Genomic DNA, 26,878 nt, shown 5'->3' on the forward strand with positions numbered 1-26,878 from the left:
GAGGGTAACCTCCCTTTTGCCATGAAAGGAGATAAAAACATGGATTACAAAACAATGAGAAATCAAATAGAAGATATGGTAAATGATAACCACAAGGACTTTGTAAAAGCGATTATAAGCATGGAAAAAGGTATCAATGATGAAAGTGCTTTAGATAAGCTCTATGACGCTTATATGGACAATGACAGCCTTAATTTGCTACATGAAGAATTTGACTATATGATTGAGGATTTAAGAGAACAGGGACAGATAAAAGACCTGCCTTATGCTCAGGAAGAAAAGGATAATCTTATCAATATTGTTGGAAATATCGTTGGAGAGGTTGATGTAGTAGAAAGGGAAAATAAGAACGGAGAAGCTTTTAAGGTAGCGAACTTTTCCGTTGTATCCAAAGACGATGAGGGTAACAAAGTATATCATAATTGCTCCGCTTATGGAGAAAAGAGTGATATTCCAAAGGACTTTAAGCAGGGAGATTTTGTTAAGCTCTTTGGACAAATCAGAACCTCCATTGATGATAACGGTAAAGAGCATAGCAATATCAGGATACTTTCTTCCAAACTACTAAAGGCAAAGGAGCAGATGAGAGGTCGAGATGAAAAGAAAGAATCTGTACTTGGAGCTATAAAGAAATATCAAGCTGAAGATAAGGAAAAGCCGAAAGAAAAGAAAGAAGCAAGCAAAGAAACTGAGAGATAAATTTACGGTCGGTGTGGTCTTAGGACTGCACCGGCTATTTTTTATTGGTAGAAAAAAGAGGAGAGAACACTATCTCTCCATCTCCTTACTCATGTAAATTCCATAGTTCTTTCGTATTTGATAAAGCTCGTCCATAGTAGATTTTGTAGAAGAATACTCTTGCATTAGGGTATTCTTTTTTTCTTGCAATTTATCAAGTTTATCTAAAATATCCTTAGAATCAGGTAGCTTTGAATAGGACTTTTTGAGTTTTGCAAGATCTGTTTCGTAGCGTGTGATTTCAGACTTATGCTCCTCAAAAAATGCCTTATCAGAAGGATTTGCTTTATATTCCTTGTAGTAGGCTCGATATTTTTTAACAGTATGAATTTGTTCCATCGTATTAGAAAGTAGCTGCATATCCTTGTCAATTTCTTTGATTTTATCTTGTAAGCTCAGTCTTTCTTCAGCACTTTTCTTGATGTATTCATCAAGCTGTTTAACGGATTTAATGCCATGTTCTCTGATAAAAATAACTGACTCAGCCATTGTATTTAAGTTATGTTTTGTTGCCCAGTATTCATAGCCTTTGCTCTCTTTTACTTTGGCATTGGTATTCATATTGATAACATTTCCGATTCGTTTTTTTACAAATGGGGATTTAATAGATTGATTTTCTGTAATACGATCTTTTAATCTTTCTTCGGTATAATCCTCACCAATCGTCTTAGCCCTTGTAAATCTCTGCTTATCTTTTGGCTTAAAGGATATATGTTTTCCATGCTTTATTTCATAACCAAGTCCCGCCATTTTCTTTAGAAATTCTTCCCAATCTTTAGACTGTTTTATCAAACGATCAATGTCAAATTGAAGCCTGCTTTTCCAAGAAGTACCTTTTTTAGATTGCTCATTCTCATACCATGACTTACCATTTGTTTTGTACTTTCTCTTATAGATCTCGTAGAACTCATCAATCACAGATAGGTTGTTTTCTTTGCATAGCTTATCGCTTTGATACCTGATTTGGTGGTAGCTTTTCTTGTTGGATTGATAGCACTTGCCCGTTACCATATTTACATTATTAAAAATAATATGGTTATGGATATGTCCTTTATCTATGTGGGTAGATAAGACAAATTCGTACTCATCCTTTAATATCTTTTTACATAGTTCAAGACCGATTTGATGTGCAATTTCAGGACTTGCTTCTCCGGGTAAAAAGGATTGGATAAGGTGTCTTGCAAGGACAGTTCCGTTTGTTCCGGCATCATTTCGTGTCTTTAAAAACTGGGTATGAGCAGTTTCTTGATGACATTTATGAGTGCTTACTAAGATTTGTTCATCTGTTTTTTCTCCATTAACAATATATGAAATGGCAAGATTAAGGGTTGATTTTATAGGATGTATTTTTGTAATAGCCATAAAATTTAATCACCTCCAGAAGTTCTGTTAAGAAGCAGTGAATGTATTTGCCACAACTCTTTTGAGAAATGTTCAATCTGCTTTTTCATATCGTTTATATCATCTTTGTAGATTATGCCGGTCGAATTTACACGCTTTGCAATCTGATTTATGTTGTTTGTAGCGTTGGAAAGTAAGCCTTGTAAATCTCTAAATGGCTCTAAATCCACTTGATATATTTCCTTTTCTAAAACGCACTTGCGAATGAAAAGGCTCATATTTCTACACTTAGCAAGTTTTCTTTTCTCTTCAAAAAGAGCCTTTTCTTCTTCGGTTAATTTAATTTCAAGTCTTTCATTTCGTATTCTATTTGCCATAGGTAAATCCTCCTTTGAATGTATTTCGGGGTCTTAGGGTACACCCTAACAAGTTAAAAATTGATAAAAAAAGAAGCAGATCCCAGAGGGCTGCTTCATCAATTTTTTCGTAAGTGTCCGTACACTTACTGTGCTTGCTCATATACTAATAGTATAAGAACAGCTTTAAGCATAGTTCTTAAAAATGAACCTAATCATCTATGATAAAATTATAGATATTAGGGATGAAATGGGATTGTTTTATGTGCTTGCTGGGTTTCCAACTTAGGAATTACTCATTTGGTAGACTCCACCCTCATTCCATTGCCTTTCATCTTTTCGGTTGGTTAGGTTCATTCATTGATTACCTGTATAACTCGTGAGCCTGTTGTGGTTTTGGATTAACAGGGCATCCCAAATTATAGGAGGTATATTATGTCAGAAAAAATTGTTGTAGGAATTGATGTGAGTAAAGCTTTCAGTGATATCTGTATTCTATCACCTAATAATGACATCATCAAAAGACTTAAAATTTCTAATGATATTAATGGTATGAAGTCGCTCATCTATGTACTTGAAAAGGTAGAAGATGAGTACGAGGACAGAGCAGTAATTATCATGGAAGCTACTGCACACTATCATCAAATTTTAGCTAATTTTTTCCGTAAGCATAATTACGAAGTCATTGTAATTAATCCGATTCAAAGTGGAGCATTGAAAAATATCAATATCCGAAAAATTAAATCAGATAGAACAGATGCATATAATATAGCGTTGCTATATCGTATTAAGAATTACAACGAAACAATTACACATTCAGATACCGTTAACAGTATCAAAAAGCTTTGCAGACAGCATAAAGAATTGACGGATGAAATTGTGGAACACATCAACCGATTAATCGCTTTTTTAGATATTTCCTTTCCAGATTTCAAGAAAGTATTTGCGGATTTGCAAGGGAAAACACCTTTGTCTTTGCTTGAAAAATATCCTACTATACAGGAAGTCTTATCTCCTGAAAATAAGCAAGATATTATTCAACTGATAAAAGAAAATTCACATAAAAGCAGCTCCTATGCCGAAGTAAAATATGAAAAACTATTGAAAGCTGCTGAAAAATCTATTGAAGTTTGTATAGTAAGCCTTAGTTCAGCAGTACTTATTCAAACAACTGTGAGGGTTATTTTTAGTTTACAGGAAGCTTTGAAAGCAATCGATAATGAAATCAAAAGGCTATCACTTTTAGATGAAAAGTTTCATAAAGAAATAGTGCTTTTACAAAGTATTCCAGGAGTTGGAGAGTATACAGCATGTGTTGTTTTATCAGAGCTTGGAGATATATCCAATTTCTCGAAACCGAAAGAATTAGTTGCCTTCTTTGGCTTGGATCCAGGAGTAACCCAAAGTGGAACATACAATAGGAAAAACAATAAAATCTCTAAAAGAGGATCACCTCATGTTCGCTCAATTCTCCATATGCTGGCTAAATCTAATGTGTATCCAAATCGCAACAGAGAGTATTTAAATCCTGTTATGCGAGCTTATTTTGAAAAGAAGATAGCTGAAAAACCATACAAAGTTGTAATGTGTGCAATTATGCGAAAGATGGTTCAAATTATTTTTGCTGTCCTCAGAAATCAAAAATCATTTGAGTTAAGAACACCCGAAGAGCATCAAAAACTAATTCGAGAAAAGAGTAAGTTAGTCGCATAAACTATTAAAAGTGTTGCCTCAAAAAATGAAAGTGTATGAGGCTTGTTTGCTATGCACATTTTTAAGTTTTGTGACTTAAAAATTTTTAAAAAAATTTTTAAAATAACTATTGACTTCCTTAGTTGGTCTACAAAAGAATGATTAGGGTAGCAAGCGTTAAGCTTTTATTAAGTATTACATTTGTATTATACCATAAATCAATTCCTTTAGCTGTATTTATATCATAGGTTTTGTATTAATTTTAAAATATTTCTCTCCATAGAAGAACGCAGATTTGTTGATTTATATGGTGAATAATTCCAATCGAAGGACTTTTGTAATTCTTTATTATTTTGCAATAGTTTACATTCATAATAAACATTTCTTTGTTTTAAGGCTCAAAAAGTTTTGGATTAAAGATAACATTAGCATTATAAGTTTAATTTGTTCTCGTATGATTTAATTTTTAGAGTAAATTTCAAACAGGAAATTGAAAAAATGTGAATATTATTATGAATGTAAAAAAACTATTGACAACAATATACCATCGGTATATACTGGTGGTATATACCGATGGTATATTGTTGATGGAGGTGTTTAAATGACTATTTCTGAGACTCAAAAGAAAATATTGGCAGTCGGCAAGAAAGAATTTTTAAAAAAAGGATTTAAGGATGCTTCACTTAGAATAATTGTCGAGGAAGCAGGATTTACGAAAGGTGCTTTTTATGGTTACTATCCTAATAAAGCGGCCTTATTTGAAGCTATTGTTTCTGATGTAGCTGATGGGTTAATAGAACAGTTCAAAGCTGCACAAGATGCACATTTTGATTTAATTCCAGAAAATAAAACTTTAGAAAGCAGAGAGCTGTCTACAAAATATCTTTTGCATTTTGTGAATTATATTTATGATTATTTTGAAGAATTCAAGCTTGTAATTTGCTGTTCTGAAGGCACAAAATACGAAGATTATATTCATGAACTTGTAGAATTGGAAGTATCCCGTACGGAAAAATATTACGCTATTCTTAAAGAAAAAGGCAAAATGGCAGGAAACGTCAGTCATGATTTACATCACATGATTACCAGTGCATATTTTACAGCTGTTTTTGAAACGATTGTGCATGATATGACAAGAGAACAAGCCATTAAATATGTTAAAGAGCTTGCAGTTTTTTTTAATTCGGGATGGGATGGACTTTTAAGGTTTAAATAAAGCGTAAAATTTTCACGCAAGGTTAGCAAAGGCTAACAACTATATTTAGAAAGGATATAGATTATTATGAAAAATAGAGAAAATATATTACTAACAAGAGATTATATTTCCATAGGCGTTTTTTCACTTATTTATTTTGTTATTGCATTTGTTATAGGCGGTATCGCACAAATGACACCTGTCACTTTTCCGTTTATGCCGATGATAGTAGCTTTATTTGCGGGCAGTGTTTTTATGTTATACACCGCTAAAATACCGAAGCGCGGATCACTTTCCATACTTGGTATACTTGCCGGAATCTTGTTATTTGTTACCGGTATGTTTTGGATGATGTCGGTATTTTTCATCGTATTTGGATTTATTGCGGACTTTATTTGCCAATCAGGAAATTTCAAATCATTCAGAAGAAATTTACTTGCCTATTGCGTGTTTGCGCTGTCTCCAATGGGAGCCTATATTCCCATGGCTATCATGCCTGCACAGTTTGATGAATTCATGCGTAGAAAAGGAGATGTTTCTTCTTTTGAAGGAATCATCAATGCTATTAGAATAAATTGGTGGGTTATCCCCTTAATGATTTTGGGGACAATTATTTGTGCCATAATCGGAGGCCTTATAGGTAAAAAATTATTGAAAAAACATTTTGAAAAAGTGGGGATTATATAAATGGCTTTAGATCCCAGAACAAAGCTGCTGATTTTATCAATAACAAGTATTTCCGTGTTTCTGAATGAAAGTATCGTTATAGAATGCCTTTTTACAGCAATCCCTATATTATTGCTCTTACAGGCGAAAGAGTTCCGTACTGCTTCAAAATACGGAATTCTCTTTATTGTGTTATTGATGGTACAGCTTTTTGTTATATCAAAATTACCTGTTACGATCGGAGGCATCATATATATGTTTGATGTCTATATAAGAAAACTTATTCCTTGTTTTATGCTCGGCACATTTTTAATACAAACTACAAAGGTCAGTGCTTTTTTAGCTGCATTCAGTCGATTGCATTTGCCTAAAGGTTTCACTATTGCACTTTCTGTTACATTGCGATACTTTCCGACAATGGCTGAGGAATGGAACTATATTAAGGACGCCATGGCTCTTCGAGGGATAACCGCTTCTTTTACAGAATTTTTACGCCATCCGGTCAAAATAATGGAGTATGTATATGTACCCATGCTGGTATCTGCTTCTAAAATCTCTGATGAAATCACACAAGCCGCAATTACAAGAGGAATAGATCATGTCGGAAGGCGCAGCTGTATGGAAAAAGTTTGTTTTTCAATCCATGATGCTCTGATTGTAACAATCTATATAGGGATTATTTGCATGATATTTTTTGATTTTTTACGAGGAGGTGTATTCCCTTGATTGAATTTATAAAACTTTCTTTTTCCTACAAGGATATGGAAAAAGCTTCTTTACGGGAATTACACTTAAATATTCCAAAAGGACAATGTGTTCTCTTGTGCGGTGCATCAGGATGCGGAAAAACGACTCTTACCAGATTGGTAAACGGGCTGATTCCTCATTTTTTTGAAGGAAAACTTTCAGGCAAAGTAACTGTAAAAGGAATGAATGTTGCCGAGACCGAAATTTCAACTCTTTCCGATAGTGTCGGCACGGTTTTTCAAAATCCGAGAACACAATTTTTCAACACAGATACAGATAGTGAAATTGTTTTCGGACTGGAAAACAGAATGCTGGAGATGAAAGAATTAAAACAGCAGCTTGAAAGGATTACTAAAGATTTGCATATAGAAAAATTAAAAGGATGCAGCATTTTTGAACTTTCCGGAGGGGAAAAACAAAAAATTGCATTTGCGTCTGTGTATGCCACGAATCCGGATATTTTTGTATTGGATGAACCGTCCTCAAATCTGGATTTTCATTCCGTGCTTGAACTGAAAAAACTGATAGAAAAAATAAAACAACAAGGGAAAACGATTATCATTGCAGAACATCGCTTGTGGTATTTAACAGATGTTGCAGACAGGGTCATCTTAATGCAGGAGGGTCAGATTTTTAAGGATATGAGTATACAGGATTTTTGCGAGCTCCCGCTTGAACAAATACAAAATATGGGGCTCAGGTGTCGAAATCTTTCTGAAATCAAAACAAATACCAATGATAAAAAATTTTCCCAACACACCTTAGAGCTGAAAGATATTCATGTCAAATATGGTGAAAAGATTATCTTGCAAAACATCTCTTTTACCGCAAATGGTGGAGAGATCGTCGCAATTACCGGCGCAAACGGAACAGGAAAAACGACACTGGCACGCACGATATGCGGACTGATAAAACAAAAATCGGGAAATATTTTTGTAGACGGCAGGAGTTTGTCTGCAAAAGCGCGTATTAAAAAATCTTACATGGTGATGCAGGATGTCGGACATCAACTTTTTACGGATTGTGTGGAAACAGAATGCACACTCGGAACAAAAACAACAGATGAGTCTGTTATTGACGAAACTTTATCGGCCTTATCTCTTTCCGAATTAAAAAACAGACATCCCCTTTCACTTTCAGGAGGACAAAAACAGAGGTTGGCAGTGGCAATCAGCTTGCTTTGTGATAAAGAAATTCTTATTTTCGATGAACCGACCAGTGGGCTTGACTTAAAAAGCATGCGGGAAGTAGGAACGATGGTAGAGAGACTTTCTGAACAGGAAAAAATCCTGCTCATTATTACACACGACATTGAATTTATAAAAACAATATGTTCCAGAGTTTTGCTTTTGTCAGGCGGTAAAATAATTGCCGATTTGAGAGGTGAAGAAAAGAAAAATATCGAAAAATATATTTTAGCAGAAGGAGATCGAAATGAAGAATAAGAAGAACAAAAACACATTGCATCGCTTATTTGAGTTTGCCGGATCATGTAAAGGCTTGCTTTTAAGTTCGGTTGTTTTTGCCGTTCTTGGTGCAGGGTTTGGAATCGTCCCGTATATTGCAGTTTCACGCATTATTATTCAAATATGCGCCGGTGATTACAGCTTGAAATCAATCATGCCGATGGCAGTAATTGCTCTTTTGGGGTACCTTTTGCAGCTTGGTCTATCAACTGTATCTACGGTGCGGTCTCACAAAGCCGCATTTACTATACTAAAAAATATTCGTACTGCACTTACGAAAAAGTTGTCACGAGTGCCCATGGGATTTGTCTTGGATACCCCGTCAGGAAAATTCAAAACGATGCTTGTAGATACGGTTGAAAAACTGGAGTTACCCCTTGCTCACATGATACCGGAATTAACAGCAAATATTATGATTCCTGTCTTAATGTTGATTTATTTCATGTTCCTTGATTGGAGGCTGGCACTTATTGCTCTTTCAACCTTTCCTGTCGGGATGCTCTGTTATATGGGAATGATGAAAGATTATGAGAAGCGTTATGACAGAGTTATTAAAGCCGCAAAAGCTATGGATGCCGCTACGGTTGAATATATAGGCGGAATCGAAGTGGTTAAGGCTTTTAATCAAAGTAGCGATTCTTATCGCAAATATGCAGAGGCGGTAAAGGAGAATGAAAATTCTAAATCGGAATGGTTCAAAAAGACGAATCCGTACTATGCGGCAGGTATTGCAATAGCACCCTCAAGTCTAATCGGAGTTCTTCCTGTCGGAAGTTTGTTTTATATAGGCGGAAGCATAAGCGCAGGCAGTTTTATATCCTGCATTATTTTATCATTGGGCTTGATTGCTCCGCTTATTCAGGCATTGCGATATACAGACAGCCTTGCTATGGTAGATGCCACCGTAAAAGAAATCGGAAGCCTTTTGGATACGGAAGAAATGGAACGCCCGGAAAAACGAGTACAGCTTAAAGGAGAAAAAATAGAATTTTCCAACGTCTCTTTCTCTTACAAGGATACAGAGGTTTTACACAGCATTTCCTTTGAAGCGAATGAAAATGAAATGACGGCTTTGGTCGGACCGTCGGGATCGGGCAAATCCACTGTCGCCAGACTCATTGCGTCTTTTTGGAATGCGGGAAGCGGAACCGTGAAAATAGGCGGTGTCGATGTGCAGAACATACCGCTTTCGCAGATAATGGAACATATTGCGTATGTTTCACAGGATAATTATTTGTTTCATCTTTCTATACGAGAAAATATACGAATCGGTAAGCCGGATGCTACAAACAGCGAAATCGAAAATGCAGCAAAAAAAGCGGCATGCCATGATTTTATTACATCACTTCCCAATGGCTACGATACCGTTGTCGGAGACAGCGGAAGCAATCTTTCCGGCGGAGAAAATCAGCGCATTGCCATTGCAAGAGCCATATTAAAAGACAGCCCCGTAGTTATTTTAGATGAAGCTACCGCCTTTACAGACCCTGAAAATGAGTCGATAATTCAGCACTCCATCAGCGAGCTTGTAGCGGGAAAAACGCTGATTGTCATTGCACATCGATTATCTACTATCACATCAGCCGATAAGATTATCGTCATGAATGCAGGAAATATAGAAGCGGAAGGAAAACATGAGGAGCTTACCCAAAATTGTGTTCTTTACAGAGAACTTTGGAATACACATATCAGCACGCTTGATATGAAGGAGGTATCAGCATGATTCAGATGTTCAGACGACTTTTGGATTTTTCCGGAATGGAAAGAAAAAGATTGATTTTATCGTTTATTTTTCATATGTGCAATTCCGTGTTTGAGATGCTTCCCATTATGGCTGTGCTTGCAGTTTTGAACGGAATACTATTATCACTTTCAAGTGGCTTCATGTCGATTAAAACAATATGGGCAGCCTTGGGGATTATGCTTTTAAGTATTTCAGGACGCATTCTATTTACGAATCTTTCCGCTGTAAAAAGAACCCTTGGAAGCTTTTCCATGTGTTCCAAATGGCGCATGGAGCTTGGCGAAAAATTAAAACGCGTACCTATGGGATATTTTAATGAGCATCGCCTTGGAGATATTACAGCGGCAGTTACTACAACACTTGGAGATCTGGAAACCAATGCAGTTACCGTCATGGAAGCGGTAGCCGGAGGATTTATCCACGCTGCAGTGATAGGGATATGGCTTTTGTTTTATGAATGGAAAATTGGAGTTTTGATGTTCATAGGGCTTTTTCTTTCCCTTTGTGTGTACGCAAAAACACAAAAAGCTGGTATGAAATATTCTCCGCGCAGGCAAGCTGCACAGGCCGGACTTGTTACAGGCATTTTAGAATATATACAGGGGATGTCCGTGATAAAGGCATTCGGACTTGCCGACCGTTCGGACAAATCCGTAGACGCTGCAATCAATGAAAGCGCAGAGGCAAACATTGCTTTAGAAAAAGTTTTCTCCGGCTTAGCTGCCGTCTTTCAAATGATATTCAAATTTGCCAGATTCGCAATCCTTGTTGTTGCACCATACCTGCTTATGAACGGAGAAATAACTCCTGAAAAGTGCCTGCTCCTTATTGTCGCAAGCTTTATGATTTATACGACTGTGGAGCTTGCAGGAAGTACGGCTGCCGTTGCAAGAGTTGTGGATGCTTCTTTAGACAGATTGGAAACAATATCCAATATTCCCCTTCTTGATGAAAAGGGAACAGACCTTATCCCGAAAGCATACGACATAACCGTTTCAAACATTTCCTTTGCATATGAGGAAAAGGAAATTCTGCACGATGTAAGCTTTTCTGTTCCTCAAGGTACGAGCTGTGCCATTGTAGGACCATCAGGCTCAGGAAAGACGACCCTTTGCAGTTTAATTGCACGCTTTTGGGACGTAAAAGATGGTGAGATTCTTTTAGGTGGCGTTAATGTAAAAGACTATACTTGCGATAGCCTTCTTAAGAATTTTTCCATTGTGTTTCAAAGGGTTTACCTTTTTGAAGATACCATTGAAAATAACATTCTTTTTGGAAAACCGCAGTCAACAAAAGAAGAAATAGTGTCCGCGGCAAAGAAAGCATGCTGCCATGATTTCATATCCGCACTTCCGGATGGATACCAAACAAAGATTGGAGAAGGAGGTGCAACCCTTTCCGGCGGTGAGAAGCAGCGAATCTCTATCGCACGAGCGATTTTGAAAGATGCACCTGTTGTCATTTTAGATGAGGCTACGGCAAGTGTCGATCCTGAAAACGAACGGGAATTGCAGCAGGCTATTTCAGAGCTGACAAAAAATAAAACGCTTCTGATGATTGCTCACAGGTTGAATACAGTTCGAGAAGCAGATCAAATTCTTGTTCTTGAAAATGGACGAATTGTGCAAAGAGGAAAACATCAGGAGCTGATACAGCAGGAAGGACTTTATCGACGATTTGTTGAAATTCGGGGAAATGCAATTGGATGGAAATTAGGAGGCCTGGAATGACATACAAAAAATTTTACTTCGGAAAGTTAAATGCACAGATATTAAAAAAAATAGATGCGGAACATAAAACAAAAATGAAGCAGCTCATCAAAGAAATCAATCAAGGATCATGGACGGAAAAACAGAAAAAAAGGCAAAAAAGAAGCATTATTTCAAATATAGCCCTATACCGATGTTTCATAGATAAAGGGCTTTCAAAAAATGAGGCAAAAGAATTGGTAAAGGAGCATTCATTTTATGTTGCCCAAAAGGCACATAAGCTTTTGAAAACATTTTTTTATATCCCCGGGTTTTTCAGGCTGTTCCGCTTGTTTATGAAAAAAGGGATGTCGGGCGATGAAATATGGAAAAGCAGAATCCTGTCGGATGACGGGGAATACTACCGTGTCGATGTGCTCAAGTGCCTTTGGGCGGATACCTGCAATTTTTTTGAATGCCCAGAGCTTTGTGAGATATTCTGTCTGTGTGATCATATCGTATTCGGAAATATAAAGGGATTTGTATTTGAAAGAAGTCAGACACTGGGAATGAACGGTGAAAAATGCGACTTTTGCTTCATAAATAGGAAAGGGGAAAGTTAAATGAATAAGGCTGAGGAAAAATGGTCCGGGGATGCCGGAAAAATGAAAATGTTTCTTCTTCAAGAAATAGAAGAAAGAGGTCTGGAATGGAGAGGTTTGTTAGAACGGTGTCTTGGAGATTGTCAAAAAAACAAAATTTTAGATGTCGGATGTGGAACCGGGTTTATTTCGCTGCTTCTTGCACAAATTGGGTGTGATGTCATTGCAATAGACAATAATGTCGCAATGCTCAAGGAAGCTGAAAAAATATCTGAGGAGTTAGGATTTTCAAATAAAATCACTTTTATGCTTAAAGACACAGAGTTAGTGGATTTTCCCGATAATACCTTTAATGCAGTGGTCTCAAGACATGCCTTTTGGCTATTTAATAATCCGAAAAAAGTTTATGCGCAGTGGTACAGAATTTTGAAATCCGGCGGTTGTATGCTGAATTTAGATGCAAATTGGCTTTTCCCTTTTTGGGGAGAGGAACAGGCAAAGCTCTTTCAGTCAGATGAAAACATTTTAACAAAACGCTACGGCAAATTTCAGGATTATTATCATGATACAGATATGATGGACGAATTGAAAAAACTCCCTTTAAGTTATATAAAACGCCCGGAATGGGATTTGGAAACATGCAGAGAAACAGGTTTTAAGAACATTGAAACAGAGACACTGTTACAGGAAAAGTATTGGAATCCTTTTATGGCACGCAGGTATCGCACGATGCCGACCTTTATCATCAAAGCTCAAAAGTAATATTTACGGAGGAAAATAAATGAAAAAAAATAAAGCATTAAAATGGGAAATTAAAGATGTCATTGCGGCTGCTCTGTTGAGTCTCTTTCTCATTCTCATCCAGTTTATTGTAAATATGGTATGCATGACCAATCATTTTGTCAGTATGGTTTTATCAGTTGGTTTTACCATGTTCTTATGTGCACCTGTCTATTATCTGCTTTTGTGTCGGGTAAGGAAGCACTTTGTCAGCCTTGTTTATATGAGTATCGTCGGTATGATTTATCTGTTGATGGGGAACTGGTATCTTTTACCGTACTTTGTTGCAATTGGTATGATATGCGAAGCAATCTTGTGGAAAGATTGTTCTGAAAGGAATTCAAAACAAATTATAGCATCGTGGACTGTTGCCAGTCTTTTATATAACGGTGTCAATTTACTGCCGATTTGGTTCTTTTGGGAAACCTATTACAGCTTTGCAAAAAGCGGTGGCATGGATCAAAGCTATATAGACTCATATATCAGCTACTATAAGACTCCCGGATGGATTATATTCATTGTTATCTTTACGGCGATATGTGGGCTTGCGGGTGGTCTGGCAGGCAAAAAAATTATGGGAAAACATTTCAAAAAAACGGGACTTCTATAATGAGAAAAATTTCTTTTGCTGTCATAACTAAAATATGGGGATTCATTTGTGTACTAATAGCCATTTATATGGGAAAAGATGTCGTTTTCAGCTGCATCCTTACAATTGCCACTTTTTTATATTTAGGTATACAAGGGAAATGGAAAATCGTATTTGATTACGGCATATTCTATATCTTATTGGGAATTTTACTCTACGCCATACAACGTTTCGGACTCCATATGCTGATTTTTTCGGAGTTTTATGTGCTGATGCTTTGGAATCTTTCTCCTGCTTTCTTGGTATCATGGGATTTGATTACAACACCGCCTGGAAAAATTTCGGCATTCCTAAGTTCCATTCACCTTCCTACATCCGTTATTTTGGGTGTCCTTGTAGTATTTAGATTCTTCCCTACCATGAAATCGGAGTTAAGGAGTGTGTATCTATCTATGAAAAACAGAAATTTGACAGGTCTTAAACAGATATTGAAAGCACCCGCAAAGACATGTGAATATGTGCTGATTCCCCTACTCGTCAGAATCTTGATGATAGCAGATCAGCTTTCCGTTTCAGCTATTGCAAGAGGTGGGGAATCACCGGGGAAAAGAAGCAGCTACTATGAGAGCAAGATTGAAATAACGGATATATTTGCCATGATTTTATGGTTCGCTTTGATATCGGGTTATTTATGGATAGGAGGCATGAGAATATGATCGACTTACAGAATGTTTCCTTTCAGTATGCGGATAGCAATTATGGTGTGACGAATATAAATTTAGTGATAAAAGCCGGTGAATGTGTGGTTTTGACAGGAAAATCAGGATGTGGAAAAACGACCATTACAAGACTTATCAACGGTCTTGCTCCAAAATATTACAAAGGAACAAAAAAAGGCAGTATACGAATTGCAGGAAAAGATATTGAAATGATGCCGTCCTATGATATCGGTAAAATTGTTGGCAGCATATTTCAAGATCCTCAAAGACAATTCTTTTCATCAGAGCTTGAGGGTGAAATAGCATTTGGATGTGAAAATTACGGTTTCTCAAAGTTTGAAATTCAAAAAAGAACAAAGGATGCTATTCATAAGATGAGATTGGAAAACATAGGAAAGATTTCCTTAGATTTGCTTTCAAGTGGTGAAAAACAACGAGCAGCAGTAGCTTCTGTATATGCAATGCATCCGGAGGTTTTTGTGTTTGATGAGCCGACTGCAAATCTGGACAAAGACGGCATCATTCAAATGAAAAACATCCTTATGCAGTTAAAGAAAGCAGGATACACATTGCTGATTGCCGAGCATCGTCTCAGTTGGACAGAAGAACTTGCCGACAGGTATTTATATATGAAAGACGGACAGATACAGCATGAATATTCTTCTTTAGAATTTAGTACAATGAATGACTTGGAACGCATTTCAAAGGGACTTCGCCGTATTATAAATAAACCTTTTACAAAACAGATTGCCCCACCCCGAACGGACAATATTGCAATACAAGGAGAAAGGCTCTCTCTCAAGAAAAATAAAAAACAAATATTAAAAAATGTGGATATTTTTGCTAATGAGAAAAGTGTTACTGCAATCACAGGCAACAATGGTGCGGGAAAAACCAGTTTAGCTTTAATTTTAAGCGGACTTGAAAAATTAACAGAAGGTAATGTTTATATTCATGGTGAGAAGGCAGGGTACAGAGAACTTTGCAAACATACCTATTACTGTTCAAATGACACAGGGACACAATTTTTTACAGAAAGCATTTCAAAAGAACTTTTGCTTGGAACAAAATATGATGCAGAGAATTTAGAAAATGCAAAAAAATTGCTTAAGGATATGTGTTTATACGAATATAAAGATTCTCATCCTGCTTCCTTGTCGGGAGGTCAAAAACAAAGACTTGCAGTATGCTGTGCGTTGTTGTCAGGTAAAGATATTTTGATACTTGACGAACCGACCAGTGGCTTGGATGCCGAAAATATGTTTTTGATTGCAAGGGAACTAAAGAAAGCTGCAGAAAAAGAAAAAACTATTTTGGTAATCACTCATGATGAGGAATTTATGGATGCTTGCTGTGAATACAGAATAAGTATCGATAAAACGCAAAAATAAAGGACAAGGAGGGTTTTTATAATGGATGTTCGTGATAAATTACTTATGGAAAATCCTTGGAAATTGATGATTCATCTTAGTTTGCCGGCAATTTTGGGTCAACTGATAGTAGGATTATATGCCTTTGTCGATTCAATTTATGTCGGGCAAATGGTGGGAACCGATGCCATGAGTGCAGTTTCGGCGGCATCTCCGTTTGTATTAATCAATAATGCGATTGCTGTTCTTCTTGGGATAGGTTCGGGCTCTGTACTTTCTCGGGCAATCGGAAAAAAAGATAAAGAAACCGTGGATAAGATTATAGGAAATCTAACTTTCTTGGTAATCGTTTTATCATCAGTAGTTATGATTATCGGTATCATATTTGCTCCTGAATTTTTACGCTTATCTGGTGCCGGCGGTGAAGTGATGGAGATGGGTGTTTCTTATTTAAGAACAGTATATCTCGGCTCCATATTCGTAAATTTTATGCAGGGTGCAAATATGGTAATAAGGGCAGAGGGTCGCATGGGAATTGCAATGGGAATCATGGCGGCTGGTGCTATTTTAAATATTATATTAGATCCTATATTCATTCTGTTTATGCCATCTCGAGGACCGCAAGCTGTTGCAATCGCAACTGTGATTTCTCAAATCAGTCAAGCTTTGGTCACCTTAATATACTTCTTGAAAAAAAGTCCGGTGGTTCGTTTTCATGGGATAAAACCTGCAAAAGATTTATTACCTGAAATTTTTTCCGTGGGAATGAGCGCTATGCTCATGCAAATTATGATGTTGGTTCAAATGACAGTTGTATATAATACGGCAGTGCATTTTGGCGGAGAAAAGCAAATAGCTCTTATGGGAGCCGCTCAAAGAGTTATGCAGCTTGCATTTGTTCCGATATGGGGAATGAGTCAAGGGATGCAGCCCGCTGTCGGAACAAATTTCGGAGCAAAAGAATATATAAGGGTTAAAAAACTTACGAATGTATTTATTATAGGTTCTACTTGTCTTGCCGGATTTTTCTTTGCCATAATTGAAATTTTTTCAGTGCAGATATTATCTGCATTTATTACCGATTCAGTTATTGTAAGTTCAGGATTATCTAATTTTAGGCTTATGTACTGCATATTTCCTACTTATGGCATGCTCATAATGACAGTCACTTATTTTCAGGCTATCGGTAAAGCAAAGCAGGCAGGAGTATTGGTTATACTAAGGCAACTTGCGCTTGTAATCCCTTTAGTATTGATATTACCTCGTTTTCTGAACGAAAATGTTCTCGGAGTATGGCTGGCGTTGCCTTTGAATGATGTCGTTATAATTTTGATTGCCATTATATTGCTAATTAGTGAATACAAGCGCATTACTAAGCTTGCACAGGAAATAAACAAGGTTAATGTTGGTGAGATATCATGAAAAAAATCGTCATTTTGAGTTGTTTCATTGCTTTTGCCTTTGTCGTTTTATTTCCGCGTTCCTTTATTTTTGCTGCGGAAGAAACTGAACATTACGAAACTGTTATTGATAAAGTTGCGGATGCGTATATAGGTAAAAGCGTTCCAGGTGCATGTGTCATTGTATCTGAACACGGAGAAATTGTGTTTTCAAAAGCCTACGGATACGCTGATTTAGAAAAAAATATACCTATGGATCCTGAAAACACAGTTTTTGAATGGGGATCAATATCAAAAACCTTTATATGGGTAGGTGTGATGCAATTAAATGAAGAAGGAAAAATTGATTTGGATGCGGATATTCGCAACTATCTACCAAAAGGTTTTTTGAAAAATTTACACTATGATACACCTATTACAATGCGTCATCTCATGAATCATACGGCGGGCTTCGAGGAGCAGCTTATTAACCTTCGCTATTTTGAAAGTGATAAGGAATTTACATTAGCCGAAGTCTTGTCCTCACATCAACCCGAACAGGTATTTTCACCGGGCAAGGTAAGCGCATATTCTAACTGGGGCGCTGCATTAGCTGCATTTATTGTAGAAAGAGTGAGTGGTCAAAATTACAAAGAATATGTAAATGAACACATTTTGAAACCTTTAGATATGAACAATACATCGATAGGTCCATTTCAAAATGATAATCCTACGATTTTGGCAAGAAAGGCAGTCGGTTATTCTTTTTTTGAAAAGAGATTCCGCAAAGAACCGAATATGTATTTAAGAATGTACCCTGCTGGTGGAATGAATGGCTCAGCTGGGGATTTGTTGAATTATGCACAAGAGCTGGCTAAAAATAATGATAAAGATAATCTATTGTTTAATAATCCTCATACTAAAAAAGAAATGTTTACAGAAACCTATCGCTCCTATGGTGCAAATTCAGGTTTATCTCACGGCTTCTGGCAATATGCGAATAATCCGGAAATGCATGGACATGAAGGTGGAACATACGGATTCAAAACACAAATATGGGTAGAACCGAAAAATGAGAGAGCAATTTTAATATTGACAAATGTAATGGAGACGGAGTTTTGCTCGGAGATTATGGAAAAAATTGCATATACAGAAGCTGATGAAAAAAAGATAAAAGAAAATTTAGATCTCAAGATGTTAAGCGGAGATTATCTTCCTGCCCGCTCTGCATTGAAAAATGTTGGAAAAATACAAGGGAAAAAGCAAATGATTTCCATTAGAGTGACAGATGGAAATCGTCTTTGTCTTACCATGCCATTTGAAGATAAAAAGCAATATTACGAACAAATAGATTCTAACATTTTCTTTTGCAAGGATGCGAGTCCTGAAGAAAAAATACTTGCTTTTAATATAAATGACGGCAAAGTACATTCTATGAGCTTTAGATTAGCTCATGATTATATCCCTGCCACTAACACACAAGGGAAAATAGCATTTTTGTTCAGCTTGGGAACTTATATATCAACCACATTATTATTTTTAACATTACTGATTATATGCATCATTTCAACGATACAAAGGTGGAAGAGATGTATGCGACATCATATATATCTATATATTTGTGGAGCTATGCTTGGGATTTCTGGAATTACAGGAATGGCTCATTGGTTTTCAATATATGAAATTCTTGCTCATGAACTTATGATTATTATTATTGCTGGATGGTGTTTTAGTATTATAGGGATTTTATGTGGAGGATATGCAATTTTCAAAGAAAGAAGTATCAAAAACAGTGGATTACTACTAATATTTATAGCTCAGATTTTTTCGGCATATTATCTTGGGTTTTTAACTGTTGTATAGAGGATCTTTTAAAAGAATGCTCTAATATATATTTTTCGAGTAAGGAAAATTTGATTAAATAGTGGAGGTAATTGCTATGTGTTATGTAGGGTCTGTTATTTATATAGAAAATAATAATAGACCTTTTTGATGTCAGTAATTATTATAAACAATTAAATTTAAAACATTTTGGAAGAACAGGTTTCTTCCGTTTTCGAGGACTTTTTATGCTTATGTGCAGGAGTCCTCCTTTTTTGTCTGAAAAACAAATAGACAAAAAAGAAATGGAGGAAACTTTATGGCAAAAGAGTATTACCTTTATGTCAGAGGGCAAAAGGTAAAAGTCAGTGAAGATATTTATAAAGTCTACTGGCGAGAAAAAGAACACGAGAAGTATTTAGAGCAGGTGGACAGAAAAAACCACCTGCTTTTCTTTTCCTCTTTGGATCATGATGGGAATTTTGTAGATAACATCGCTGATGAAAGCGTTGATGTAGCAAAGATTGTTGAAACACAGATGATGATTGAGGCAGTCAGAAATGCTATATCAAAACTAAACGATGAGGAAAGGGACATCATAGAGCGTTTGTATTTCAATGATGAAACGCTATCAAGCATAGCGAGAGGTAAGAAAGTGAGCTATCAAGCTATACAATGGCGAAAAAATAGCATTCTTAAAAAACTAAGTGTGCTATTGGAAGAATTTATGAAGTAATCGCCTTGTGCATGAGGGCAGATTTTCCTTGTATAAAGTGAAGGGAGATCTGTCCTCTTAATCTAATTGAAGAATTATTTTCAAGAATTGCTTAAAAGAAAATCTCTCTAAAAGCCAATAGGCACTTGTTCCTTGACAACTGAATAGACCAAGGTAGGACTTTATCTACTTGTGGAGAATTATGACTTACGCCATGACCTTTCTGCTGAAAGAAATTTTGGTTTTATGAATACTGATAAATCAAGGAAACAAGAAAGCGAGCGATAAATAAGAATACATAAAAACAGATGTGGCAATCTGTTCGTTGAAACAAGTAGTGATAATGATACTTCAATAGTTTAAGCCGGCTCGTCTGGAATAAGAGGCGGAGGTGAGATTCCTATGTTGCTGCCAAGCACCTACCAATGTCATTAAACTTAAAAATAAATTTGAATGAGGAGGAGTTGAAATGAATAATGAATTATTAAAATACAGCCTCCAATTATCTATGCTGTCTATGTTACTTTCTAAGCACTTACTCAGCGATATTGAATATAAAAAGATAAAAATTAAATTGATGAAAAAGTATAACATTCCCACAGAATTATATTTATAATGTCTTGGAAGTGTGGTATAATAAAACTGCATAGAAAGATACAAAAAAAAAGGAGGCGGGTGCAGTGAAAAGAGATGTAAAAGTTATTAAAGGTGATACCACACTGAAAAGAACTGCATCAGGCTGTGTAGAGCGCTCAATAAAGAGGGTAGCAGCTTATTGCAGAGTCAGCACGGATACCGAAGATCAAATTAACAGCTATAATTCTCAAGTAGAACACTACACAGATTTTATAAAGCAAAATAATGAGTGGACACTTGCGGGGATATATGCTGATGAAGCGATAACCGGCACACAGGTTGACAGAAGAATTGATTTTCAAAGATTAATCAATGATTGTATGAACGGAGATATAGATATGGTAATTACAAAATCTATATCAAGATTTGCAAGAAATACTTTAGACACCTTGAAATATGTTAGAAAGCTGAAGGAATACAATGTTGCAGTATTTTTTGAAGAAGAAAATATCAATACATTAACGATGGATGGCGAATTGCTTTTGACTATTTTAAGTTCAGTCGCTCAACAGGAAGTGGAAAATATTTCAGCCAATGTTAAAAAAGGCTTGAGAATGAAGATGGAAAGAGGAGAAATGGTCGGGTTTCAAGGCTGCTTAGGTTATGACTATGATCCGGAGACCAAGAGTATTTCCGTCAATGAAAAAGAAGCTGAGATTGTACGATATATTTTCAGGAGATACCTTGAAGGTGTTGGTGGGATGGTTATTTCCAGAGAGCTTGAAGAACAAGGTTATTTATCACCAAGAGGGCATAAGAGGTGGACTGAAACCACTGTTTTAGGAATCATTAAGAATGAAAAATACAAGGGCGATCTTCTTATGGGCAAAACATTTACTGTTGATCCTATTTCAAAAAGAAGATTGGATAACTTCGGAGAACAAGATAAATTCTATATTGAGAATCATCACGAACCTATTATTTCTGAAGAAGATTTTGAAAAGGCGCAGGGGATTAGATTAAGAAGAGCAAAAAATAGAAATACTGTTGCTAACAATGGTGGCAAAAGAGAAAAGTATTCAAGAAAATACGCCTTTAGCAGTATGCTTGAATGTGGTTTTTGTGGACACATGCTTTCAAGAAGAAATTGGCATTCAAGCTCTGAATATACAAAGGTAATTTGGCAATGTGTTAATGCAACAAAAAACGGAAAGAAATATTGTCCACATAGCAAAGGCATTGAGGAAGAAGCCATAGAAAAAGCATTTATGGAAAGCTATCGTCAGGTATGCCACAATAATGTAGAAATTACAAATGAGTTCTTGAAAACTGTGGAAGAAGAGCTAAAAGATAATAGCTTAGCAAAGGACTTGAAGAAAATAAGCAATCAACTTGATAAAATACTGAAGAAAGAAAAAGACCTTGTAGAATTAAGACTTAATGAAGCAATCAGTATGGAGATATATCAAGAGAAATATAATGAAATAGCCATAAGCAAGGAAAAATTGCTCGAAGAAAAGAGGACTTTAGAGGTAACACTGACTGATGAAAAAGCATTGAAGAAAAGGCTTGAGGGGTTTAAGAAGTTACTGGAGTCTAATAAATATCTTGAAGAGTTTGATAGGACAGTATTTGAAAGTATAGTAGACAAAATCGTAATCGGTGGGACAAATGATGATGGTGATATTGATCCTGCAATGATTACTATCATATATAAGACAGGGAAAAAGGATTCTCAAAACGGACGATTATTCAAGAGCAGAAGAAAAAATGCAAAGGTTGTTGAGGAAAATGATGGCGATAAATTGTATTCTCAGTCAAGCAACGAGGTTAATAAATTGTGTTCCTATTCAACAGACAACACATATTGTAGTAGGAGAGTTAAAGACAAAATTAAGTAAAAATCTTTTCAGGAAATTAAATGAGCATTCTAAAGAATTACAGGTTAAACAAGAGGAGATTGCTAAGAAATATAATTCGTTAACAGCAGAATTAAAATATCTAAAATTTAATATGAATGAATATCTTGTAAGGGATATAACGGAGGAGAAAAAGAAATCCATTGTTGGAGAAATTAAGAAGCATCAAGCTGAAGATAAGGAAAAACTAAAAGAAAAGAAAGAAGCAAGCAAAGAAGCTGAGAGATAAATTTATGGTCGGTGTGGTCTTATGACGACGACGACTTCTTATATTTTATGACTTCACATATTTATATTGAGAAAATATAGAAATTTGTAAAATATAAAATAAAAATAGAGAGAACGCTATATTTTTGTCTTGGAATATGATATAATATTTTAAGTTAGATTTAGAGACTCATAGAAAGTGAGGAAATTTAATGAAAGCTAATTATAAAAAGCTATGGCATATTTTATTGGATAGGGACATGAAAAAGAAAGAGTTAGCTCAAATAGCTGGAGTCAGCACATATACTATAAATAAACTTAACAAGAACGATAATGTAACGGTGGAAGTTTTAGGTAAAATTTGCAAAGCTTTGAATTGTACATTAGACGATATTATGGAATTTGAAGAGGATGGTGAATAAAGAATGGCAAAAAATTCGAGTCTTAATGCTGCGAGTATAGCAAAGCAGGATGAGTTTTATACTCAGTATAAAGATATACAGAATGAATTAAATCACTATGAAAAACACTTCAAAGGAAAAACGGTTTTATGTAATTGTGATGATCCGTTTGAAAGTAATTTTTGCAAGTTTTTCTTGCGTAATTTTAACTATCTTGGTTTGAAAAGATTGATATGTACTTCTTATAGCACTTCAACTGTTGTAGGGCAACAAATGACATTATTTGATTATATGAATGAGCCGGTTGTTACTGGAAATGGTTATGTCATGGACATAACGGAAGTTCCAATGGCAAACGGTAGAGGTGTTTCCGATGAAGATATTGATAATTTACTAAAATCAAAAAAGCGTGGAGTAAAAAAGCTAAAAGGAGATGGTGATTTTCGTTCAGATGAATGTATTGAATATATGAAACAAGCAGATATTGTTGTAACAAATCCGCCTTTTAGTCTTTTTAGAGAATATGTAGCACTGCTGATGGAATATGACAAGAAATTTCTGATTATAGGAAATCAAAACAATATAACATATAAAGAAATATTTCCATTGATACAGGAAAATAAAATATGGTTGGGTTGCAAGTATGGAGATATGGCTTTTAGAGTTCCAGACCATTATGAACCGCGAGCTACAAGATTTTGGATAGACGAATCTGGACAGAAATGGCGTAGTTTTGGAACTATTTGTTGGTATACAAACTTAGACCATGAAAAGAGACACGAAGAATTGATATTGTATAAGAATTATTATGGGAATGAAGAGGACTATCCTAAATATGATAATTATGATGCAATCAATGTAAATAAAGTTGCAGACATTCCGAAAGATTATTTTAAGAGTATGGCAGTCCCTATCACATATGTTGATAAACATAATCCGGATCAGTTTGAAATAGTTAATGCTAATGATATTAGAACTAATCCTGATACTCCGCAAAAGGGGCATGGTTTGATAAAGGATAAAGATGCGGTAATTACCACAAAAAAAGCCTTGACAACAAAAGATGAAGAAAATTACGCTCTAACAGACAGACAGACAGACAGACAGACAGACAGACAGACAGACAGACAGACAGACGCATTACCTATGCGAGAATTGTCATCAGACGCAAGATGTAACGGAGTTATGGGAGTGCCAATCACATTCCTTGATAAGTACAACCCAGACCAATTCATCATCGTTGGGCTTGACAGATATGTCCCAGATAATCCGAAGTATGGACACAGATTCAAGGTTGGTGGACGAGAAACCTATGCAAGAATACTTATCAAGAGAAAAGTGTAGTGGAGTTATGGGCGTACCCATTACCTTTCTTGATAAATATAATCCGGAACAATTTGAAATACTTGGGTTAGCAAATAGTGCAAGATATTTAGGTAATTATCCATGTTATACAATAATTGATGGTAAGAAAATTTATAATAGAATTTTAATTAGAAGGAGAAAACGGCAATGAAAATAGAGCCTAAATCAATAAAAGTTAGAGATATATTCGAAAGCTATTCGGATAACGGAGATGACGGGGTTTTTGCTTATGGTGGTAAATTAGCGATAAGACCAGAATATCAGCGAGAGTTTGTTTATAGCACAGAACAAGCTGAAGCGGTTATGCATACAATATTAAAAGGCTTTCCGCTAAATGTTATGTACTGGGTAAAGATTGGAAATGAAAAATATGAAGTATTGGACGGTCAACAAAGGACGATTTCTGTAATGCAATATCTTAAACATCAATTTCCGATTACAATTGACGGCAAAAAGTATTACTGGGATGCATTGCCGGATGATAAATACAATTCGATTATGAATTATGAGTTTATGATTTATATTTGCGAGGGCAACGAGTCGGAAAAATTAGATTGGTTCAAGGTTGTAAATATCGCCGGTGAAAAGTTAACAGAACAAGAACTACGAAATTCTGTTTATACAGGTGAATGGCTATCCGATGCAAAGAAGTATTTCTCCAAGCGAAATTGTGCAGCTAAAGGCTTGTCAGATAAATATTTTACAGGAGATCCAAACAGACAGGAGCTTCTTGAAAAGGCTTTGAAAGGCATCAGCGAATTTCAAGGAATAAGAGATATCACGGAATATATGGCTGCACATAAATCGGATAATGATGCAGATGAATTATGGCAATATTTTCAAGATGTCATCAGTTGGGTGCAAAAGATATTTCCTAAATACTATTCAGATATGAAAGGATTGGATTGGTGTCATTTTTACAATGAATACCATTCAAACTCCTACAACTCATCAACGATGAATGCTGAAATTAAAAGGCTTCACGAAGATGAAGATATTCAAAAACCAAAAGGGATTTATGAATATCTTTTGTGCAAAGACAAAGACCCTTTTGCCGGAAGATTGCTTAATTTACGAGCATTTGACAAGAGAGATAAAATGGCTGCTTATAGCAAACAAGATGGCATTTGCCCTATTTGCAAGCAACATTTTGAGTTTGAAGAAATGGAGGGTGATCATATTAAGCCTTGGAGCAAAGGTGGTCATACAACTCCAGATAACTGTCAAATGCTGTGTAGAGATTGCAATGGAAAGAAAATGGATAAGTATTAGGTATTAAATATTAACTTAGAAATCGTCTATTCATATTGAGTACGATATTATTCTTTGGGATAAATTTGTGTTTGTGAATTTGAAAAACTATATATCATTTGTTGTAAAGAAATATCAATATTAATTAAATAATGATATTTCAATAAAGCAAAAGGTACAGGAAGAAAATTTAAAGAAATATATTGAGGAAATTGATTATGGAAGTAGAGAACCCTTTATCTGAATTTAAAATTACAAAACTATTTACTCCAAGTAAAAATAATGTGAACTACATAAAAGCAAGGGAAAGTACGACCATCGAATATAAAGAATCATATAATCATGGTTCAATGGCTCAGTACTTTAAAACTATGGCGGCTTTTGCCAACACAGATGGCGGTTATATTATTTTTGGGATAACTGACAGTCCGAGGACATTCAAAGGGTTATCAGATAAAGGTAAATTTCAGTTTGAAAATATCAAAATTGAAGAATTTACAAACAACTTAAATGAGTATTTTCAACCAAGTATAAAATGGGCTAATGTGATTTTTGAATATAGAGATAAAACCTATGGAATAATATATACCTATCCTTTGGATAATAAACCTTGCATATGTTCGAAAATGTATGATGATAGAGGGAAAAAATATAGCTTAGAAGAAGGTGATATATACTATAGATATAGGGGAAGAAGTCAAAAAATCAAATATGCAGAATTACAAACGATTTTTGATGAAAATAAAGAAAAAGAAGCAAAAAAATGGATTAAGTTGATAGAAAATACAGCTAAAATAGGTATATCTAATGCCTCCTTGTTAAATCTAAGTAATGGAGAATTTCAATTGGATAATTCTACAATTGTTATGGATAAGGCACTAGTTGATAGTATAAATTTTTTAAAAGAAGGTAGCTTTGTTGAAAACGGTGGAACTCCAGCTTTGAAGTTAATGGGTTGTATAAAAGATATTCGGACTTTTGAAGGTATTGTAGTAACAACTCCAAAGTTAAAGGCAATAGAGCCTTCAGATATAATCATCGAATTTTTAAGAAGTTCAGTCGTAGATTCACCTATTGAATTTATAAAGGTTATTATGAATTGTAGTAGTGGATTTCAACCAATTTATTATTATATAAAGCAAAGTGGACGAGATATAGACTGGATAAAAAATTTTATTAATGATAGTGGTAAAGATACCCAAACTATAAAACTATTGATTAGTAGATTAAATGGAAGATTAGAGAAAAAACAAGAATTAAAATTAAACGAGTCTGAAGCTAATTATTTTAAAAGGAGATATTTTAATTACTTTAAAGATAAAAAACTAAAAAATGATTTGAGTGAATTATTAGAAGAAAAACATCAAATATGGTTGCTACAGTCTTTTATGTATTTAGATGATATGAAAATAATTGAAAACGAAGCATACTATAAATCTATATTATTGGAGTTATATGAAAAGCTTTTAAAAAATAAGCGTGGAAATGTAGCTTCTTGCTTTAGAAAAGCTATTTGTAGATTAGATGAAGTGCTGTTTTTTAGTAAATAGT

25 protein-coding genes and 1 pseudogene are annotated in these 26,878 nt (G+C 35.3%); 24 read left to right on the top strand and 2 right to left on the bottom strand.

What is annotated here, in order from left to right; genetic code table 11:
• Positions 1 to 39 precede the first annotated feature (39 nt).
• Entirely contained in the window at positions 40 to 699 is a 660-nt protein-coding gene (locus BQ5371_RS05355) for a hypothetical protein (protein ID WP_000384989.1), read from the top strand.
• Positions 700 to 768: 69 nt separating this feature from the next.
• Here BQ5371_RS05355 and BQ5371_RS05360 read toward each other — a convergent pair whose 3' ends face one another.
• Together BQ5371_RS05360 and BQ5371_RS05365 are read right to left on the bottom strand one after the other, a co-directional pair.
• Positions 769 to 2,100: a relaxase/mobilization nuclease domain-containing protein gene (locus tag BQ5371_RS05360; RefSeq protein ID WP_047200377.1), complete on the bottom strand. Its 1,332-nt coding sequence runs from the start codon at positions 2,098 to 2,100 to the stop codon at positions 769 to 771.
• A gap of 5 nt (positions 2,101 to 2,105) precedes the next feature.
• Positions 2,106 to 2,456, bottom strand: a complete 351-nt coding sequence (locus BQ5371_RS05365; RefSeq protein ID WP_007895148.1) for a plasmid mobilization protein — start codon at positions 2,454 to 2,456, stop codon at positions 2,106 to 2,108.
• 414 nt (positions 2,457 to 2,870) lie between these two features.
• Here BQ5371_RS05365 and BQ5371_RS05370 point away from each other — a divergent pair, with 414 nt between their 5' ends.
• The 23 genes and pseudogenes from BQ5371_RS05370 to BQ5371_RS05475 all read left to right on the top strand — a co-directional run bounded on the left by BQ5371_RS05370 (position 2,871) and on the right by BQ5371_RS05475 (position 26,877).
• Complete coding sequence (locus tag BQ5371_RS05370) at positions 2,871 to 4,148, top strand: IS110 family RNA-guided transposase (RefSeq protein ID WP_071132107.1); 1,278 nt, start codon at positions 2,871 to 2,873, stop codon at positions 4,146 to 4,148.
• Positions 4,149 to 4,728: 580 nt separating this feature from the next.
• On the top strand, positions 4,729 to 5,343 hold the full coding sequence (locus BQ5371_RS05375; protein WP_000155678.1) for a TetR/AcrR family transcriptional regulator: 615 nt from the start codon (positions 4,729 to 4,731) through the stop codon (positions 5,341 to 5,343).
• 66 nt (positions 5,344 to 5,409) lie between these two features.
• Positions 5,410 to 6,009 (top strand): MptD family putative ECF transporter S component, encoded by a 600-nt coding sequence (locus tag BQ5371_RS05380; RefSeq protein ID WP_000797113.1) that lies wholly within the window; start codon positions 5,410 to 5,412, stop codon positions 6,007 to 6,009.
• On the top strand, positions 6,010 to 6,714 hold the full coding sequence (locus BQ5371_RS05385) for an energy-coupling factor transporter transmembrane component T (RefSeq protein WP_047200375.1): 705 nt from the start codon (positions 6,010 to 6,012) through the stop codon (positions 6,712 to 6,714).
• The gene (locus BQ5371_RS05390; RefSeq protein ID WP_000569061.1) at positions 6,711 to 8,180 is read left to right on the top strand and encodes an ABC transporter ATP-binding protein; all 1,470 of its coding nucleotides are present in this window, start codon (positions 6,711 to 6,713) and stop codon (positions 8,178 to 8,180) included. Before BQ5371_RS05385 ends, BQ5371_RS05390 begins: the two co-directional genes overlap by 4 nt.
• Positions 8,170 to 9,924: an ABC transporter ATP-binding protein gene (locus tag BQ5371_RS05395; protein ID WP_071132858.1), complete on the top strand. Its 1,755-nt coding sequence runs from the start codon at positions 8,170 to 8,172 to the stop codon at positions 9,922 to 9,924. Before BQ5371_RS05390 ends, BQ5371_RS05395 begins: the two co-directional genes overlap by 11 nt.
• On the top strand, positions 9,921 to 11,675 hold the full coding sequence (locus BQ5371_RS05400; RefSeq protein WP_009346315.1) for an ABC transporter ATP-binding protein: 1,755 nt from the start codon (positions 9,921 to 9,923) through the stop codon (positions 11,673 to 11,675). The genes BQ5371_RS05395 and BQ5371_RS05400 overlap by 4 nt, the downstream gene beginning before the upstream one ends.
• Positions 11,672 to 12,256 carry an L-2-amino-thiazoline-4-carboxylic acid hydrolase gene (locus BQ5371_RS05405; protein WP_047200373.1) on the top strand — a complete coding sequence of 195 codons (585 nt, stop codon included), beginning with the start codon at positions 11,672 to 11,674 and terminating at the stop codon, positions 12,254 to 12,256. Before BQ5371_RS05400 ends, BQ5371_RS05405 begins: the two co-directional genes overlap by 4 nt.
• On the top strand, positions 12,257 to 12,997 hold the full coding sequence (locus BQ5371_RS05410) for a class I SAM-dependent methyltransferase (protein ID WP_017646121.1): 741 nt from the start codon (positions 12,257 to 12,259) through the stop codon (positions 12,995 to 12,997).
• A 19-nt stretch (positions 12,998 to 13,016) separates the two neighbouring features.
• Positions 13,017 to 13,625 carry an MptD family putative ECF transporter S component gene (locus BQ5371_RS05415; protein WP_000739616.1) on the top strand — a complete coding sequence of 203 codons (609 nt, stop codon included), beginning with the start codon at positions 13,017 to 13,019 and terminating at the stop codon, positions 13,623 to 13,625.
• A 68-nt stretch (positions 13,626 to 13,693) separates the two neighbouring features.
• The gene (locus tag BQ5371_RS05420; protein ID WP_235821183.1) at positions 13,694 to 14,320 is read left to right on the top strand and encodes an energy-coupling factor transporter transmembrane component T family protein; all 627 of its coding nucleotides are present in this window, start codon (positions 13,694 to 13,696) and stop codon (positions 14,318 to 14,320) included.
• On the top strand, positions 14,317 to 15,714 hold the full coding sequence (locus BQ5371_RS05425) for an ABC transporter ATP-binding protein (RefSeq protein ID WP_000566323.1): 1,398 nt from the start codon (positions 14,317 to 14,319) through the stop codon (positions 15,712 to 15,714). The genes BQ5371_RS05420 and BQ5371_RS05425 overlap by 4 nt, the downstream gene beginning before the upstream one ends.
• Before the next feature lie 21 nt (positions 15,715 to 15,735).
• Positions 15,736 to 17,115, top strand: coding sequence for an MATE family efflux transporter (locus tag BQ5371_RS05430; RefSeq protein ID WP_009346279.1), 1,380 nt, complete (start codon positions 15,736 to 15,738; stop codon positions 17,113 to 17,115).
• Complete coding sequence (locus tag BQ5371_RS05435) at positions 17,112 to 18,935, top strand: serine hydrolase domain-containing protein (protein ID WP_050201758.1); 1,824 nt, start codon at positions 17,112 to 17,114, stop codon at positions 18,933 to 18,935. The genes BQ5371_RS05430 and BQ5371_RS05435 overlap by 4 nt, the downstream gene beginning before the upstream one ends.
• 277 nt (positions 18,936 to 19,212) lie before the next feature.
• Positions 19,213 to 19,629, top strand: a complete 417-nt coding sequence (locus BQ5371_RS05440) for a sigma factor-like helix-turn-helix DNA-binding protein (protein ID WP_001051308.1) — start codon at positions 19,213 to 19,215, stop codon at positions 19,627 to 19,629.
• A 448-nt stretch (positions 19,630 to 20,077) separates the two neighbouring features.
• Positions 20,078 to 20,224, top strand: a complete 147-nt coding sequence (locus BQ5371_RS07045) for an SHOCT domain-containing protein (RefSeq protein WP_001058405.1) — start codon at positions 20,078 to 20,080, stop codon at positions 20,222 to 20,224.
• Between the two features lie 64 nt (positions 20,225 to 20,288).
• Positions 20,289 to 22,085 carry a recombinase family protein gene (locus BQ5371_RS05445; protein WP_071132859.1) on the top strand — a complete coding sequence of 599 codons (1,797 nt, stop codon included), beginning with the start codon at positions 20,289 to 20,291 and terminating at the stop codon, positions 22,083 to 22,085.
• Between the two features lie 142 nt (positions 22,086 to 22,227).
• Positions 22,228 to 22,332: pseudogene (locus tag BQ5371_RS07115) on the top strand (DNA-binding protein); the annotation flags it as partial.
• A gap of 190 nt (positions 22,333 to 22,522) precedes the next feature.
• A complete protein-coding gene (locus tag BQ5371_RS05455) occupies positions 22,523 to 22,732 on the top strand; it encodes a helix-turn-helix domain-containing protein (RefSeq protein ID WP_071132860.1) in 210 nt (69 codons plus the stop codon).
• Positions 22,733 to 22,735: 3 nt separating this feature from the next.
• Entirely contained in the window at positions 22,736 to 24,055 is a 1,320-nt protein-coding gene (locus BQ5371_RS05460; protein ID WP_083377440.1) for an adenine-specific methyltransferase EcoRI family protein, read from the top strand.
• Entirely contained in the window at positions 24,024 to 24,227 is a 204-nt protein-coding gene (locus BQ5371_RS05465; RefSeq protein ID WP_071132861.1) for an adenine-specific methyltransferase EcoRI family protein, read from the top strand. Before BQ5371_RS05460 ends, BQ5371_RS05465 begins: the two co-directional genes overlap by 32 nt.
• On the top strand, positions 24,224 to 25,348 hold the full coding sequence (locus tag BQ5371_RS05470) for a GmrSD restriction endonuclease domain-containing protein (protein WP_071132862.1): 1,125 nt from the start codon (positions 24,224 to 24,226) through the stop codon (positions 25,346 to 25,348). The genes BQ5371_RS05465 and BQ5371_RS05470 overlap by 4 nt, the downstream gene beginning before the upstream one ends.
• Before the next feature lie 197 nt (positions 25,349 to 25,545).
• Positions 25,546 to 26,877 carry an ATP-binding protein gene (locus BQ5371_RS05475; protein ID WP_071132863.1) on the top strand — a complete coding sequence of 444 codons (1,332 nt, stop codon included), beginning with the start codon at positions 25,546 to 25,548 and terminating at the stop codon, positions 26,875 to 26,877.
• The last annotated feature ends 1 nt before the right edge of the window (position 26,878 follow it).

This window comes from Alterileibacterium massiliense (genome assembly GCF_900104645.1).
GTDB lineage: Bacteria > Bacillota > Clostridia > Peptostreptococcales > Anaerovoracaceae > Alterileibacterium > Alterileibacterium massiliense.